The 16,168-nt window shown below is 56.1% G+C and carries 14 protein-coding genes and 1 pseudogene; 10 read left to right on the forward strand and 5 right to left on the reverse strand.

Features of this window, described 5'->3' with window-relative positions:
• Positions 1-21 precede the first annotated feature (21 nt).
• From GNG27_RS03495 to satP, 4 genes are all read right to left on the reverse strand, one after another.
• Positions 22-1,158: an ABC transporter substrate-binding protein gene (locus tag GNG27_RS03495; RefSeq protein WP_156262883.1), complete on the reverse strand. Its 1,137-nt coding sequence runs from the start codon at positions 1,156-1,158 to the stop codon at positions 22-24.
• Between the two features lie 18 nt (positions 1,159-1,176).
• The gene (locus GNG27_RS03500; protein ID WP_142488179.1) at positions 1,177-1,953 is read right to left on the reverse strand and encodes an ABC transporter ATP-binding protein; all 777 of its coding nucleotides are present in this window, start codon (positions 1,951-1,953) and stop codon (positions 1,177-1,179) included.
• Entirely contained in the window at positions 1,950-3,023 is a 1,074-nt protein-coding gene (locus GNG27_RS03505; RefSeq protein ID WP_142488180.1) for an iron ABC transporter permease, read from the reverse strand. Before GNG27_RS03505 ends, GNG27_RS03500 begins: the two co-directional genes overlap by 4 nt.
• A 254-nt stretch (positions 3,024-3,277) precedes the next feature.
• On the reverse strand, positions 3,278-3,847 hold the full coding sequence (satP, locus tag GNG27_RS03510) for an acetate uptake transporter (RefSeq protein WP_156262884.1): 570 nt from the start codon (positions 3,845-3,847) through the stop codon (positions 3,278-3,280).
• 296 nt (positions 3,848-4,143) lie between these two features.
• Here satP and dnaK point away from each other — a divergent pair, with 296 nt between their 5' ends.
• The 4 genes from dnaK (at position 4,144) to nhaR (ending at position 9,593) form a co-directional block, all read left to right on the forward strand.
• Positions 4,144-6,063 (forward strand): molecular chaperone DnaK, encoded by a 1,920-nt coding sequence (gene dnaK / locus GNG27_RS03515; protein ID WP_142488182.1) that lies wholly within the window; start codon positions 4,144-4,146, stop codon positions 6,061-6,063.
• 86 nt (positions 6,064-6,149) lie between these two features.
• The gene (gene dnaJ / locus GNG27_RS03520) at positions 6,150-7,286 is read left to right on the forward strand and encodes a molecular chaperone DnaJ (RefSeq protein WP_142488183.1); all 1,137 of its coding nucleotides are present in this window, start codon (positions 6,150-6,152) and stop codon (positions 7,284-7,286) included.
• Positions 7,287-7,458: 172 nt separating this feature from the next.
• A complete protein-coding gene (nhaA, locus tag GNG27_RS03525; protein WP_142488184.1) occupies positions 7,459-8,634 on the forward strand; it encodes a Na+/H+ antiporter NhaA in 1,176 nt (391 codons plus the stop codon).
• Between the two features lie 59 nt (positions 8,635-8,693).
• Entirely contained in the window at positions 8,694-9,593 is a 900-nt protein-coding gene (nhaR, locus tag GNG27_RS03530) for a transcriptional activator NhaR (RefSeq protein ID WP_142488185.1), read from the forward strand.
• A gap of 57 nt (positions 9,594-9,650) precedes the next feature.
• Here nhaR and rpsT read toward each other — a convergent pair whose 3' ends face one another.
• The gene (rpsT, locus tag GNG27_RS03535; RefSeq protein WP_012015991.1) at positions 9,651-9,914 is read right to left on the reverse strand and encodes a 30S ribosomal protein S20; all 264 of its coding nucleotides are present in this window, start codon (positions 9,912-9,914) and stop codon (positions 9,651-9,653) included.
• Positions 9,915-10,015: 101 nt separating this feature from the next.
• Between rpsT and GNG27_RS23605 the strand changes: the two are divergent.
• The 6 genes and pseudogenes from GNG27_RS23605 to ispH all read left to right on the forward strand — a co-directional run bounded on the left by GNG27_RS23605 (position 10,016) and on the right by ispH (position 16,049).
• Positions 10,016-10,234 (forward strand): annotated as a pseudogene (locus tag GNG27_RS23605) (DUF2575 domain-containing protein).
• Positions 10,235-10,241: 7 nt separating this feature from the next.
• Entirely contained in the window at positions 10,242-11,180 is a 939-nt protein-coding gene (ribF, locus tag GNG27_RS03550; protein ID WP_156262885.1) for a bifunctional riboflavin kinase/FAD synthetase, read from the forward strand.
• A 33-nt stretch (positions 11,181-11,213) separates the two neighbouring features.
• On the forward strand, positions 11,214-14,030 hold the full coding sequence (gene ileS, locus GNG27_RS03555; RefSeq protein WP_156262886.1) for an isoleucine--tRNA ligase: 2,817 nt from the start codon (positions 11,214-11,216) through the stop codon (positions 14,028-14,030).
• On the forward strand, positions 14,030-14,530 hold the full coding sequence (lspA, locus tag GNG27_RS03560) for a signal peptidase II (protein WP_039030431.1): 501 nt from the start codon (positions 14,030-14,032) through the stop codon (positions 14,528-14,530). The genes ileS and lspA overlap by 1 nt, the downstream gene beginning before the upstream one ends.
• A 117-nt stretch (positions 14,531-14,647) precedes the next feature.
• A complete protein-coding gene (gene fkpB / locus GNG27_RS03565) occupies positions 14,648-15,118 on the forward strand; it encodes an FKBP-type peptidyl-prolyl cis-trans isomerase (protein WP_142488188.1) in 471 nt (156 codons plus the stop codon).
• Positions 15,099-16,049 carry a 4-hydroxy-3-methylbut-2-enyl diphosphate reductase gene (gene ispH / locus GNG27_RS03570; protein ID WP_142488189.1) on the forward strand — a complete coding sequence of 317 codons (951 nt, stop codon included), beginning with the start codon at positions 15,099-15,101 and terminating at the stop codon, positions 16,047-16,049. Before fkpB ends, ispH begins: the two co-directional genes overlap by 20 nt.
• Positions 16,050-16,168 lie beyond the last annotated feature (119 nt).

A 16,168-nucleotide genomic window follows, 5' to 3' on the forward strand; every position in this document is an offset into this window, starting at 1 on the left:
GCAATGTGCCCGGCCTTTTTGTTAGTGCGACGGGGTAAAGCTCAGGACGATATTGTCATCCGGAATGTGGGTAAAGTTTTTGATAATGGCGTGGTAGTCCGCCAGCGGATCCACATCCTTAAACAGCGTCGGGTAGAAGATTTTGCTCAGCGTCTCGATGGCGACGATGTTGTACGGGTTGTTGTAGAAGTGGTGATAGAGCGCCCCGGTGTGGCCTTGCGCGACGGCCGGAATACTGGCGACGCCCTGACGCGTCAGCAGGGCAGTAAAGGCTGCGCTGACATCATTTGCAGGGACGTTATAGCCAAACGGGATGATCGCCGTGCCTTTGCCCGGACGTTTTGAGCCGGTCATCAGGTAGTAATCCGGGTTGAGGGAGATAATCTTTTCCACCGCGATATTCCCGGTTGCCCCCGGCAGCAGCTGCGAACCGATGTTGGTCCCGCCTGCGGCTTCGACCAGCCCGCCCCAGCCGTTACGCGCGTGGGTGAAGCAGCAGCCGTTATCCAGCCCGCCCACACCGGCAATCGGCTCGATAAAGACCAGCGGTTTTTTGCTGGCCGTTGCCAGACGCTGGTGGATCCTATCCAGACGCTGCTGATAGAAATCGATATAGGCCTGCGCACGGTCGGTTTGGCCCATCACCTTACCCAGCAGGGCAATACTCGGCAGAGTGTTCTCTACCGGGTGCAGTTCATAATCCACAAACACCACCGGAATATGCAGGGCCTCGAGCTGTGCCAGCACGCCGGTCTGCACCAGCGACGGCTTAGCGCGAAGCTGGGCAATCATCAGATCGGGCTGGCGAGAGATTACCGTTTCGAGATCGACATTTCCCTGGTCGGAAAACTTCATGTCGAGGATCGTCTCCGCTTCCGGCCATTTGCGCTTCAGGACGTTCCAGGTTTCGGTGTCCTGCTTCTTCGGCAGGTTGTTCCACGCTACTACTCTGGAGAAGGGGTTATCACGCTCCAGCAGGGCCAGAGCGAAGATGTCGCGTCCGTCCTGTAGAATGATGCGCTGCGGCTTGTGTTCAACAGTGACCGTGCGGTTATCCAGATCCTTCACCGTCACCGGCCAGCTCTGTGCCTGGGCGAGTAAAGGTGAAAGTAACAGTGCCAGGCCGCCTGCGGCGGCAATGAGTTTTTTCAGCGTCATGTTTTCCCCGTCTTCTTCTTATGGCGTTAACCCGTCGACCACCACATGCGGCAGCCCACGGGAACAGTATTCAACCCGGCCATCCACGCCGTATACCGTCGCCAGATTGGCGGGGGTGACAACCTCACCCGGCAGGCCGCTGGCAATCAGCTCGCCGCCTTTCAGCATCAGGGCAAAATTCGCATGGCGCAGGGCAATGTTGATGTCGTGGATCACCACGACGGTGACGATATTGCGCAGCCGCGTTTCGCGGGCGACGATATCCATCACATGGAACTGGTAGTTGAGGTCGAGCGCGCTTAAGGGCTCATCCAGCAGCAGCAGATCCGGCTCGCGGATGAGGGACTGGGCAAGGCCAATCAGCTGTTTTTGTCCGCCGGAGAGTTGGTCGAGAAAGCTCATCGCCAGATGGGCGACGCCCAGTTTTTCCAGAATGGAATACGCTTCCTGTTCGACATTGCGACCAGAAGGGCTGCCGCTGGCCCGGCGGGCGACGATGACCGACTCCAGGGCATGCAGATGTACCCCCTGCGGCAATGATTGCGGCAGATAAACTACCTTCTGCGCGCGTTTTGCCGCGGGCAAGGTCATCAGATCTTCGCCGTTGAGCTGTAACGCTCCCTGGGCGGGGTTCAGGTCAGCCAGAGCGCGCAGCAGGGTGGATTTCCCCGAGCCGTTCGGACCCAGCAGGGCGGTGATCTGCCCGCGAGGGAGCAATGGGGTGTTCAGCCCACTGATGATCTTTTTCTTGCGATAGCCGGTGTGCAGATCGCGGACGCGCAGGCCCTCGGTCATACGTTCCCCCTGTTACGGATAATAATGCTGAGGAAGAACGGCACGCCCACCAGCGAGGTGACGATACCCACGGGAATAATGACGCCGGGAACGATGTTCTTGGAAAATACCGAGGCCAGGGAGAGCACCAGCGCGCCAATCAGCATGCTGCCGGGCAGATAAAACCGGTGATCCTCGCCAAACATCATGCGGGCGATATGCGGTGCCACCAGGCCGATAAAGCCGACCGGGCCGACAAAGGCGACCGTCAGGGCCGAGATAATACTGATGCGTAACAGCGTCGACAGGCGTAGCTTTTTCACGTTGATACCAAAGCTGACGGCACGATCTTCACCCAGACGTAACGCCGTCAATTTCCAGGCGTTCTTCAGCGACAGCGGCACGATAATCAGCAGCGCCACGGCCAGGATCGCCAGCTTATCCCATGAGGCTCTCGCCAGGCTGCCCATCGTCCAGAAGACCAGCCCCTGCAGGGTATCTTCGCTGGCAACGAACTGCAGGATGGAAATCAGTGCGTTAAAGGTAAAGACCAGGGCGATACCAAACAGCACCACGCCGGAGGTCGCCACGCGGGTCCAGCGGCTGATGCCATCCAGAATAAAGCAGGCCAGCAGAGCGAAGACAAAGGCATTCGCCGGAATGAACCACTTATCGGCAATGCCGGGAATGCCTAAACCGAGCACAATCGCCAGAGCGGCACCAAAAGAGGCGGCAGAGGAGACACCAAGCGTAAACGGGCTGGCGAGCGGGTTATTGAGGATGGTCTGCATCTCGGCCCCGGCCAGCCCCAGCGCCATGCCGACGGCGACGGCCATCAGGGCGAACGGCAGCCGTAGCTCCCAGACGATCACCCGCGTCCCGGCGTCGGCCGCGGCGGCGTTGATTAAGGTATGCCAGAGAGTGGAAACGGAGATGCCTGACGGACCAAGCGTGAAATCGAGGATCAGGGAGCAAATAATAAAGAAGAACAGCACCCCTGCCAGGGCAAAGCGCCGGATGAGAACCTTACGGTAATGTGACGCAATAATGGATTCGCCAGTGTGATCGCTGGCGGCAAGGCTGGAATTCATCAGTTAACCTTATGCAACACAACAGAATCGTTTCATCCCCTTGCGTTCCATGTCGGGTACTGCCTGATATCCATTATCCGGGATGTGCCGGGTCACACTAATCGCAATGATAATGCTTATCAATTGAATAAGGTGATTATTGCCATCCCGTTTAATCATCGTTTCTGTTGTGGCTGAAAATTGACCGGGTTTAAACGCGAAGGGGCATTCACAGGGGGGCGATGTCGTGCCCGCAGGGCGGGCACGAAGGGGGATCAGTGTTTTTCACCAATCGGCAGAATGGTGCGACCGAACTGCTCGTTCAGTACTTCACCCATCGCCAGATAGATGGCGCTGGCGCCGCAGACCAGGCCAATCCAGCCCGCCACGTGAATAATGGCTTCGCCGTTATCCACCAGGTGGCCCACACACAGCAGGGCGAACAGCACGGTCAGGCTCAGGAACACGAACTGCAGCGCACGGTTACCTACCAGGGTGCCGAAGAACATGAACAGCGTGAACACGCCCCACAGGCCCAGATAGACGCCCAGGAACTGTGGGTTCGCCGCTTCGGTCAGACCCATTTTCGGCATCAGCAGAATGGCGACCAGGGTCAGCCAGAAAGAGCCGTAAGAGGTGAATGCGGTTAAACCGAAGGTATTGCCTTTCTTATATTCCAGCAGGCCCGCGAAGATCTGTGCGATACCGCCGTAAAAAATGCCCATCGCCAGGATAATGCCATCCATCGGGAACATCCCGATATTGTGCAGGTTCAGCAGAATGGTGGTCATGCCGAAACCCATCAGGCCCAGCGGAGCCGGATTAGCCAACTTAGTGTTGCCCATAAGTCCTCAAAAAAATCATCATTAATATGGTGAAATAGTGAATCCCACGCCAATTCTCCCTGGCGGGGCGCGGCATCATAATGGGCGCCATCAACGCCGTCTATGATCTAATCAGGGTGAAATTAAAAATTTTTTTATCCTTCCCCCTTGATGCATGCCGTTGCGACCCCATCTTGTAGTCAACCGCAGTGTGTGGACCTGAAAAAATTCAAATCTGGGCAGTTGAAAAAGCACCTTCTGCCCTTATTACAGGTACACAACCACATGTTGACTGAATTTTTAGTGGAGACGTTTAGATGGGTAAAATTATTGGTATCGACCTGGGTACTACCAACTCTTGTGTAGCGATTATGGATGGCACTACTGCACGTGTGCTGGAGAACGCCGAGGGCGATCGCACCACGCCTTCTATCATTGCTTATACCCAGGATGGTGAAACTCTGGTTGGTCAGCCGGCTAAACGTCAGGCAGTGACAAACCCGCAAAACACCCTGTTTGCGATCAAACGCCTGATTGGCCGTCGCTTCCAGGACGAAGAAGTGCAGCGTGATGAAGCCATCATGCCGTACAAAATCATCGGCGCCGAGAACGGCGACGCATGGATTGACGTTAAAGGTCAGAAAATGGCACCGCCGCAGATCTCTGCTGAAGTGCTGAAGAAAATGAAGAAAACGGCTGAAGATTACCTGGGTGAAGCGGTAACTGAAGCGGTTATCACCGTTCCTGCATACTTCAACGATGCTCAGCGTCAGGCAACCAAAGACGCGGGCCGTATCGCGGGTCTGGAAGTCAAACGTATCATCAACGAACCAACCGCAGCGGCGCTGGCCTACGGTCTGGATAAAGAAGTCGGCAACCGTACTATCGCGGTATACGACCTCGGTGGCGGTACTTTCGATATCTCTATTATCGAAATCGATGAAGTTGACGGCGAAAAAACCTTCGAAGTTCTGGCGACCAACGGTGATACCCACCTGGGTGGTGAAGACTTTGACAGCCGTATGATCAACTACCTCGTTGATGAATTTAAGAAAGATCAGGGCATTGACCTGCGTAACGACCCGCTGGCAATGCAGCGCCTGAAAGAAGCCGCAGAAAAAGCGAAGATCGAGCTCTCTTCTGCGCAGCAGACCGACGTGAACCTGCCGTATATCACTGCAGATGCCACCGGTCCAAAACACATGAACATCAAAGTGACTCGCGCGAAACTGGAAAGCCTGGTTGAAGACCTGGTTAACCGTTCCATCGAGCCGCTGAAAGTTGCTCTGCAGGATGCGGGTCTGTCCGTCTCCGAAATCCAGGACGTTATCCTGGTGGGTGGTCAAACCCGTATGCCAATGGTTCAGAAGAAAGTGGCTGAATTCTTTGGTAAAGAGCCGCGTAAAGACGTTAACCCGGACGAAGCCGTTGCTATCGGTGCTGCCGTTCAGGGTGGCGTGCTGACCGGTGAAGTTAAAGACGTACTGCTGCTGGACGTTACCCCGCTGTCTCTGGGTATCGAAACCATGGGCGGTGTGATGACGGCGCTGATCGCCAAAAACACCACCATCCCTACCAAGCACAGCCAGGTGTTCTCTACCGCTGAAGACAACCAGTCTGCGGTAACCATCCATGTGCTGCAGGGTGAGCGTAAACGTGCCGCAGATAACAAAGATCTGGGTCAGTTTAACCTCGATGGTATCAGCCCGGCACCGCGCGGTATGCCACAGATCGAAGTCACCTTCGACATCGATGCTGACGGTATCCTGCACGTTTCCGCGAAGGACAAAAACAGCGGTAAAGAGCAGAAGATCACCATCAAGGCCTCTTCCGGTCTGAACGAAGAAGAGATCCAGAAAATGGTTCGCGAAGCGGAAGCTAACGCCGAGTCTGACCGTAAGTTCGAAGAGCTGGTTCAGACCCGTAACCAGGGTGACCATCTGCTGCACAGCACTCGTAAGCAGGTTGAAGAAGCCGGCGACAAACTGCCAGCTGACGACAAAACCGCTATCGAGTCTGCACTGAGCGCGCTGGAAGCGTCTCTGAAAGGCGAAGACAAAGCCGATATCGAAGCGAAAATGCAGGCGCTGGCTCAGGTTTCCGAGAAGCTGATGGAGATCGCGCAGCAGCAACACGCACAGCAGCAGGCTGGCGCGGGTGCTGACGCTTCTGCAAACAACGCGAAAGATGACGATGTTGTCGACGCAGAGTTTGAAGAAGTGAAAGACAAAAAATAATCGCCCTTTGAACGGGTAATACACTGGCACGGGCGAAGAGGTTTCCTCTCCGCCCGTGCACGCATGTTAGGGGCAGATAAAACAAGATGGCTAAGCAAGACTATTACGAGATTTTAGGCGTTTCCAAAACAGCGGAAGAGCGTGAAATCAAAAAGGCGTATAAGCGCCTGGCCATGAAATTTCACCCGGACCGCAACCAGGGTGACAAAGAGGCCGAAGCCAAGTTTAAAGAGATCAAAGAAGCCTACGAAATCCTGACCGATGCCCAGAAACGTGCGGCCTACGATCAGTACGGCCACGCTGCGTTTGAACAGGGCGGCATGGGCGGCGGCGGCGGATTTGGCGGCGGCGGCGCAGATTTCAGCGATATCTTTGGTGACGTCTTTGGCGACATCTTCGGCGGCGGCCGCGGTCGTCAGCGTGCGGCCCGTGGCGCAGACCTGCGCTACAACATGGAGCTGTCGCTGGAAGAGGCCGTACGCGGCGTAACGAAAGAGATCCGCATTCCAACCCTCGAAGAGTGCGACATTTGCCACGGCAGCGGCGCGAAAGTGGGTACCAAGCCGCAGACCTGTCCTACCTGTCACGGTTCCGGCCAGGTGCAGATGCGTCAGGGCTTCTTTGCGGTGCAGCAGAGCTGTCCGCACTGTCAGGGTCGCGGTACGCTGATCAAGGATCCGTGCAACAAGTGCCACGGTCATGGTCGTGTTGAGAAGACGAAAACCCTGTCCGTTAAAATTCCGGCAGGGGTGGATACTGGCGATCGTATTCGTCTGTCTGGCGAAGGCGAAGCGGGTGAACATGGCGCACCGGCAGGCGATCTGTACGTTCAGGTGCAGGTGAAGCAGCACGCGATTTTCGAACGTGAAGGCAACAACCTGTACTGCGAAGTGCCGATCAACTTTGCGATGGCGGCGATGGGCGGTGAAATCGAAGTGCCAACCCTTGACGGTCGCGTAAACCTGAAAGTGCCTGGGGAAACCCAGACCGGCAAGCTGTTCCGCATGCGCGGTAAAGGCGTTAAATCGGTGCGTGGCGGCGCGCAGGGCGACCTGCTGTGTCGTGTGGTAGTTGAAACCCCGGTTGGCCTGAATGAAAAACAGAAGCAGCTGTTGCGAGAGTTGCAGGAGAGCTTCGGCGGCCCAACGGGTGAGAACAACAGCCCGCGCTCCAAAAGCTTCTTTGATGGCGTGAAAAAATTCTTTGACGATTTGACTCGCTAATCGGTGAGCTGACGTTATTCTCAAAGCCCGGAAGCGATTCCGGGCTTTTTTATGGTTGAAAAGATAGCTCGAAAAAACTGAGTGCATACTCAATATTAACCTGCTTTTACCGATTAATTGCCGCGAGTATGATGGTTTTATCGAGGGATTGTCGTAAAGAGAGAGAGTAATAGTGAAACTTCTGCACCGTTTTTTCCAGAATGAGGCCTCCGGTGGCATCATTCTTATTCTGGCCGCTGCGCTGGCAATGCTGCTGGCTAACCTGGGCGCTACCCGCGACCTGTATCACGCTTTTCTGGAAACTCCCGTTGAACTTCGCGTCGGCGTGCTGGAAATTAACAAGAACATGCTGCTGTGGATCAACGATGCGCTGATGGCGGTCTTTTTCCTGCTGGTAGGCCTGGAGGTCAAGCGTGAGCTGGTACAGGGCTCTCTGGCCAGCCGCCAGCGCGCTGCGTTTCCGGTGATTGCCGCTATCGGCGGGATGGTCGTACCGGCGCTGATCTACCTGGCCTTTAACTATCAGGATCCGGTTGCCCGCCACGGCTGGGCGATCCCGGCCGCGACGGACATTGCCTTTGCGCTGGGCGTTCTGGCCCTGTTGGGCAACCGCGTGCCGATGGCGCTTAAAATCTTCCTGATGGCGCTGGCGATCATCGATGACCTGGGCGCGATTATCATTATTGCCCTGTTCTACACCAGCGAGCTGTCGGTGTTGTCGCTGGGCGTTGCGGCGGCGGCCATTGCGGCGCTGGCGCTGCTAAATATCTTCAATGTCCGTAGGATTGGCATCTATGTGCTGGTGGGAGTGGTTCTGTGGACGGCAGTGCTGAAATCGGGCGTACATGCCACCCTGGCGGGAGTGATTATTGGCTTCTTCGTGCCGCTGAAGGCGCAGGGAGGCAAATCTCCGGCGAAGCAGTTAGAGCATGTCCTGCATCCGTGGGTGGCCTTTATGATCCTGCCGCTGTTTGCCTTTGCTAACGCGGGCGTCTCCCTTGAAGGGGTGACCTTCGGTGGGCTGACCTCAATGTTACCGTTGGGGATCATTGCCGGCCTGTTTATCGGCAAGCCGCTGGGCATCAGCCTCTTCTGCTGGCTGGCGCTGAAACTGAAGCTGGCCTCGTTGCCACATGGCACTACCTGGCGGCAGATCATGGCCGTTGGCGTGCTCTGCGGGATTGGCTTTACGATGTCGATCTTTATCTCGACGCTGGCGTTTGGCCCGCATGCCCCGGAGCTTATCGTCTGGGCTAAACTGGGTATCCTGGTCGGGTCGCTGCTGGCGGCGTTTATTGGCTATGCCTTACTGAAAATGAAATTGTCGGGGCAGGTGCATCCGGCGTAACGGGACTTTGGGAGGGACAGGCCGCCCTCCCATTAACACTATCAGGGAGCGAGGATCGTATGTCTCATCTTAACTACAACCATCTGTACTACTTCTGGCATGTCTATAAAGAGGGCTCGGTTGTCGGCGCTGCAGAGGCGCTCTACCTGACGCCGCAGACGATTACCGGGCAGATCAAAGCCCTGGAAGAGCGTCTGCAGGGGAAGTTATTCAAGCGCAAGGGGAGGGGGATCGAACCCAGCGAACTTGGCGAGCTGGTGTTTCGCTACGCCGACAAAATGTTCACCCTGAGCCAGGAGATGCTCGATATCGTCAACTATCGCAAAGAGTCGAACCTGCTCTTTGACGTCGGTGTCGCGGATGCGCTGTCAAAACGGCTGGTCAGCGGCGTGCTGGATGCGGCGGTGGTTGAGGATGAACAGATCCACCTGCGCTGTTTTGAATCCACCCACGAGATGCTGCTGGAGCAGCTGAGTCAGCACAAGCTGGACATGATTATCTCCGACTGCCCGATCGACTCCACCCAGCAGGAAGGACTGTTCTCGGTGAAAATCGGCGAGTGTGGCGTCAGCTTCTGGTGTATTAACCCGCCGCCGGAAAAACCTTTCCCGGCCTGCCTGGAGGAGCGCCGACTGCTGGTGCCAGGCAGACGCTCCATGCTCGGACGCAAGCTGCTGAACTGGTTTAACTCGCAGGGGCTGAAAGTGGAAATTCTGGGGGAGTTTGATGATGCCGCGCTGATGAAAGCCTTTGGCGAAGCGCATAACGCGATCTTCGTTGCCCCGACGCTTTACGCGCAGGATCTCTATTCGGACATCAGGATTACGGAGATTGGCAGGGTGGATAACGTGATGGAGGAGTATCACGCGATATTTGCCGAAAGGATGATTCAGCATCCGGCGGTGCAGCGTATCTGTAACCGTGACTACTCGGCGCTGTTTACGCCTCCGGCAATCTGAAGGCATAAAAAAACCCGCGTTAAGCGGGTTCTTTAAACAAGCAACAACAAGTGGCGATTAAGCCAGTTTGCTGATCTGCGCGGTCAGGTTTGCTTTATGACGCGCTGCTTTGTTTTTGTGGATCAGACCTTTAGCAGCCTGACGATCCACGATTGGTTGCATTTCGTTAAATGCGTTCTGCGCTGCAGCTTTGTCGCCAGCTTCGATTGCTGCGTATACTTTCTTGATGAAAGTACGCATCATAGAGCGACGGCTTGCGTTGTGCTTACGAGCCTTTTCAGACTGAACGGCACGTTTCTTAGCTGATTTGATATTAGCCAAGTCCAACTCCCAAATATGATCTATGTGGACAATTCAAAGGCCGAGGAATATGCCCTCTCTGCCTTCTTTTGTCAATGGATTTGTGCAAATAAGCGCCGTTAATGAGCGACGCTACGTTACGTAGTGATGGCGCAGGATTCTACCAGCTTGTCTCTCCTGAATACAGCTTTTCGACATAAAAATCGTCATCTGCGGACAGATTTTTTCGCTATGAAAGGCAACCCTGATGAAATCATTACGGCTTTCTGTTTTGCGTGAACAATCGCCGGTTAACCTTAACCGCTGTACAAGGTATACTTTGGCGATTTTCACTGTTTTGAGCCAGTCATGAAGCTGATACGCGGCATACATAATCTCAGTCAGGCCCCGCATGGGTGTGTGCTGACTATTGGTAATTTCGACGGCGTGCATCGTGGACATCAGGTGCTGTTGCAGGGGTTACGTGAAGAGGGGCGGGCACGAGGTCTGCCGGTAGTAGTCATGATTTTTGAGCCGCAGCCGCTGGAGCTTTTTGCCAGCGAGAAGGCGCCTGCGCGCTTGACCCGCCTGCGTGAAAAGTTGCGTTACCTGGCGCAGTGCGGCGTGGACTATGTCCTGTGCGTGCGTTTTGATCGGCGCTTCGCCGCGCTGACGGCACAAAATTTTGTCAGCGACCTGTTGGTCGATCGCCTCGGCGTGCGCTTTCTGGCGGTGGGAGATGATTTCCGCTTTGGCGCTGGTCGTCAGGGGGATTTCTTGCTATTACAGAAGGCTGGCCTGGAGTATGGCTTTGACGTCACCAGCACCCAGACCTTTTGCGAAGGCGGCGTACGCATCAGCAGCACGGCAGTACGCCAGGCGCTGGCGGAAGACGACCTGGATGCCGCCGCAACGCTGCTCGGACGCCCGTTCTCAATTTCCGGGCGCGTCGTGCATGGCGATGAACTGGGCCGCACCATTGGTTTCCCTACGGCGAACTTACCGCTGCGCCGTCAGGTTTCCCCGGTAAAAGGGGTCTTTGCGGTAGAAGTGGCGGGGCTGGGCGATAAGCCTCTGCCCGGCGTGGCCAATATTGGTACCCGTCCAACAGTGGCTGGCGTACGCCAGCAGCTCGAAGTGCATTTGCTGGACGTTGTAATGGACCTTTACGGTCGCCATATAGATGTAATCCTGCGTAAAAAAATACGCAATGAGCAGCGATTCGCCTCGCTTGATGAGCTGAAAGCGCAAATCGCGAGAGATGAGTTAACAGCCCGCGAAATTTTTGGGCTATCAAACCCGGCTTAATGCCTGAGATATAAATACGGAACCGAGAATCTGATGAGTGACTATAAATCAACCCTGAATTTGCCGGAAACAGGGTTCCCGATGCGCGGCGACCTCGCCAAGCGTGAACCGGGAATGCTGGCGCGTTGGACCGATGATGACCTGTACGGCATCATCCGTGCAGCCAAAAAAGGGAAAAAAACCTTCATTCTGCATGATGGCCCTCCTTATGCGAATGGCAGCATTCATATTGGTCACTCTGTAAACAAGATTCTGAAAGACATTATCGTGAAGTCCAAAGGCCTCACGGGCTTTGACTCGCCTTACGTTCCAGGCTGGGACTGCCACGGTCTGCCGATCGAGCTGAAAGTGGAGCAAGAGTTCGGTAAGCCGGGCGAGAAGTTCACCGCCGCTGAATTCCGTGCGAAATGCCGCGAATACGCCGCGACCCAGGTTGATGGTCAGCGTGAAGACTTTATCCGTCTTGGCGTGCTGGGCGACTGGTCTCACCCCTACCTGACCATGGACTTCAAAACCGAAGCCAATATCATCCGTGCGTTGGGCAAAATCATCGGCAACGGCCACCTGCACAAAGGCGCCAAGCCGGTGCACTGGTGCGTGGACTGCCGCTCTGCGCTGGCTGAGGCGGAAGTCGAGTATTACGACAAAACCTCCCCGTCCATCGACGTGGCCTTTGAAGGCGTCGATCAGGAAGCGCTGCAGGGCAAATTTGGCCTGCCGGGCGTAGAAGGCCCAATCTCGCTGGTGATCTGGACCACCACCCCGTGGACCCTGCCTGCTAACCGCGCGATCTCCCTCTCTGCTGAGTTCGACTATGCGCTGGTACAGGTTGAAGGCCGCGCGCTGATCCTGGCCAAAGACCTGGTTGAGAGCGTGCTGAAACGCGCGAACATCACCGAATACAGCATTCTGGGTACCGTTAAAGGTGCCGAGCTGGAGCATTTGCGCTTTAAGCATCCGTTCCTCGATTTCGATGTGCCAGCAATTCTCGGCGATCACGTCACCCTGGAAGCGGGTACCGGTGCGGTACATACCGCCGGTGGCCACGGCCCGGACGACTACAATATCAGCCTGAAATACGGTCTGGAGATCGCTAACCCGGTTGGCCCGGACGGCGCTTACCTGCCAGGCACGTATCCGACCCTGGACGGCATCAACGTCTTTAAAGCCAACGACATCATCGTCAACATGCTGCGCGACAACGGCTCGCTGCTGCACGTTGAAAAAATGCAGCACAGCTATCCGTGCTGCTGGCGTCACAAGTCACCGATCATCTTCCGTGCGACCCCGCAGTGGTTTGTCAGCATGGATCAGAAAGGCCTGCGCGCGCAGTCGCTTTCTGAGATCAAAGGCGTGCAGTGGATCCCGGACTGGGGCCAGGCGCGTATCGAATCTATGGTTGCCAACCGTCCTGACTGGTGTATCTCCCGTCAGCGTACCTGGGGCGTGCCGATGTCTCTGTTCGTGCATAAAGAGACCCAGGAGCTGCACCCGAACACGCTGGAACTGATGGAAGAAGTAGCGAAACGCGTCGAAGTTGACGGCATTCAGGCGTGGTGGGATCTCGACTCCCGCGACATCCTGAGCGCTGACGCGGACAACTACGAGAAAGTGCCGGATACCCTGGACGTCTGGTTCGACTCCGGCTCTACCCACGCCTCCGTAGTTGACGTGCGTCCGGAGTTTGCCGGCCACGCCGCCGACATGTATCTGGAAGGTTCTGACCAACACCGCGGCTGGTTCATGTCATCCCTGATGATCTCCACCGCCATGAAGGGCAAGGCACCTTACCGCCAGGTACTGACTCACGGTTTCACCGTGGATGGTCAGGGCCGTAAGATGTCCAAATCTATCGGTAACACCGTTTCTCCGCAGGATGTGATGAACAAACTGGGCGCAGACATTCTGCGTCTGTGGGTGGCATCCACCGATTACACCGGCGAAATGGCGGTGTCTGACGAGATCCTGAAACGTGCTGCCGACAGCTATCGTCGTATCCGTAACACCGCGCGCTTCCTGCTGGCGAACCTGAACGGGTTCGATCCGGCGAAAGACATGGTGAAACCGGAAGAGATGGTGGTGCTGGATCGCTGGGCGGTAGGCTGCGCACAAGCGGCGCAGGAAGATATCCTGAAGGCCTATGAGTCTTACGACTTCCACGAAGTGGTGCAGCGCCTGATGCGTTTCTGCTCCATCGAGATGGGCTCGTTCTACCTCGACATCATCAAAGACCGTCAGTACACCGCCAAAGCGGACAGCGTGGCGCGTCGCAGCTGCCAGACCGCACTGTTCCATATCGCGGAAGCGCTGGTGCGCTGGATGGCGCCGATCATGTCCTTCACTGCGGATGAGATCTGGGGCTACCTGCCTGGCGATCGTGAGAAGTATGTCTTCACCGGCGAGTGGTACCAGGGGCTGTTTGGCCTGGCAGAGACCGAAGCCATGAACGACAGCTTCTGGGACGAGCTGCTGAAAGTGCGCGGCGAAGTGAATAAGGTGATCGAACAGGCGCGTGCCGACAAGAAAGTGGGCGGCTCTCTGGAAGCGTCAGTGACCCTGTACGCTGAACCTGAGCTGGCGGCGAAGCTGACGGCACTGGGCGATGAATTGCGATTTGTCCTGTTGACCTCCGGGGCGAATGTTGCGGATTATGCCGACGCGAGCGCGGATGCCCAGCAGAGCGAACTGCTCAAAGGGCTGAAAGTGGCGCTGGTGAAAGCCGATGGTGAGAAATGCCCGCGCTGCTGGCATTACACTACCGATGTCGGCAAGGTGGCGGAACACGCAGAGATCTGCGGACGCTGTGTCAGCAACGTCGCCGGTGATGGCGAAAAACGTAAGTTTGCCTGATGAGTAAATCACTCTCTTCAACAGGGCTGCGCTGGCTGTGGCTGGTAGTGGTCGTGCTGATTATCGATCTGGGCAGCAAGTACCTGATCCTCCAGAACTTTGCTCTGGGGGATACGGTTCCGCTGTTCCCATCGCTTAATCTGCACTATGCGCGCAACTATGGCGCGGCGTTTAGCTTCCTGGCTGACAGCGGCGGCTGGCAGCGCTGGTTCTTCGCGGGTATCGCGCTTGGTATCTGCGTGGTGCTGGCAGTGCTGATGTACCGCGGTAAAGCCACGCAAAAGCTGAATAACATCGCCTACGCGCTGATCATTGGCGGCGCGCTGGGCAACCTGTTCGACCGTCTGTGGCACGGCTTTGTGGTCGATATGATCGACTTCTATGTCGGCAACTGGCACTTCGCCACCTTCAACCTTGCCGATACGGCGATTTGTATCGGTGCGGCGCTGATTGTGCTGGAAGGCTTCCTGCCAAAACCCGCAGCGAAAGAGCAGGCGTAATTGTAAATGCCGGGTGGCGCTGAGCTTACCCGGCCTACAGAATTTGTGGCCTCCCGTAGGCCCGGTAAGCGCAGCGCCACCGGGCAACAGGTGACCCAAAACAAGCGAGCAATTTGCATGTCTAAATCCGTACAGAGCAACAGCGCGATGCTGGTTCATTTCACGCTGAAACTTGATGATGGCTCCACTGCGGAGTCCACCCGCAATAACGGCAAACCGGCGCTGTTCCGTCTTGGCGACACCTCTCTGTCTGAAGGTCTCGAGCAACAGCTGCTGGGACTGAAAGAGGGGGAGAAGAAAACCTTCTCTCTGGAGCCGGATGCCGCGTTTGGCGTACCGAGCCCGGACCTGATCCAGTACTTCTCGCGTCGTGAATTTATGGATGCGGGCGAACCGGAAATCGGGGCGATTATGCTCTTTACCGCTATGGATGGCAGCGAAATGCCTGGCGTGATCCGTGAAATCAACGGCGATTCCATTACCGTCGATTTTAACCACCCGCTCGCCGGGCGTACCGTCCATTTTGATGTTGAAGTGCTGGAAATTGACCCGGTACTGGAGGATGTGAATGCAGATCCTGTTGGCTAACCCGCGCGGTTTCTGTGCCGGAGTAGACCGCGCTATCAGCATTGTTGAAAACGCGCTGGAGCTTTATGGCGCGCCGATTTATGTCCGTCACGAAGTAGTGCATAACCGCTACGTGGTGGATAGCCTGCGTACCCGCGGGGCGATCTTTATTGAGCAGATCGACGAAGTGCCGGATGGCGCGATCCTGATCTTCTCCGCACATGGCGTCTCCCAGGCGGTGCGTAACGAAGCGAAAAATCGCGATCTGACCGTCTTTGACGCCACCTGTCCGCTGGTCACCAAAGTGCATATGGAAGTCGCTCGTGCAAGCCGTCGCGGCGAAGAGTCGATCCTGATTGGTCATGCCGGTCACCCGGAAGTGGAAGGCACCATGGGCCAGTACAGCAACCCGCAAGGGGGAATGTACCTGGTGGAGTCTCCGGACGATGTGCTGACGCTGAACGTCAAAAACGAAGCGAAGCTGTCGTTTATGACCCAGACCACGCTCTCGGTGGATGACACCTCTGACGTTATTGATGCGCTGCGTAAGCGCTTCCCGAAAATTGTCGGCCCGCGCAAAGACGATATCTGCTACGCCACCACTAACCGTCAGGAAGCCGTACGCGCCCTGGCGGAACAGGCGGATGTGGTGCTGGTCGTCGGCTCGAAAAACTCCTCGAACTCCAACCGTCTGGCCGAACTGGCGCAGCGGATGGGGAAAGCGGCGTTCCTGATTGACGATGCTACCGATATTCAGGAAGCTTGGGTGAAAGAGGCCCAGTGCGTCGGCGTGACAGCCGGTGCCTCCGCTCCGGATATTCTGGTACAGAACGTCATTGCACGTTTGCAGGAGCTGGGCGGCGGGGAAGCTATTCCTCTGGCAGGCCGTGAAGAGAATATCGTCTTCGAAGTGCCGAAAGAGTTGCGTATCGACGCCCGGGAAGTGGAATAACCCACCAAATCAAGCCAGCACATCCGTTGCTGGCTTTTTATTTGCCGCTTTGTACGGCGAAATCATGTCTTTTACTGATACTTCCCGCTGTTTATCATTAAATTCTAATTATTGGCGTT

The sequence above is a fragment of the Leclercia sp. 119287 genome, assembly GCF_009734485.1.
In the GTDB taxonomy this organism is placed as follows: Bacteria; Pseudomonadota; Gammaproteobacteria; order Enterobacterales; family Enterobacteriaceae; genus Enterobacter; species Enterobacter adecarboxylatus_C.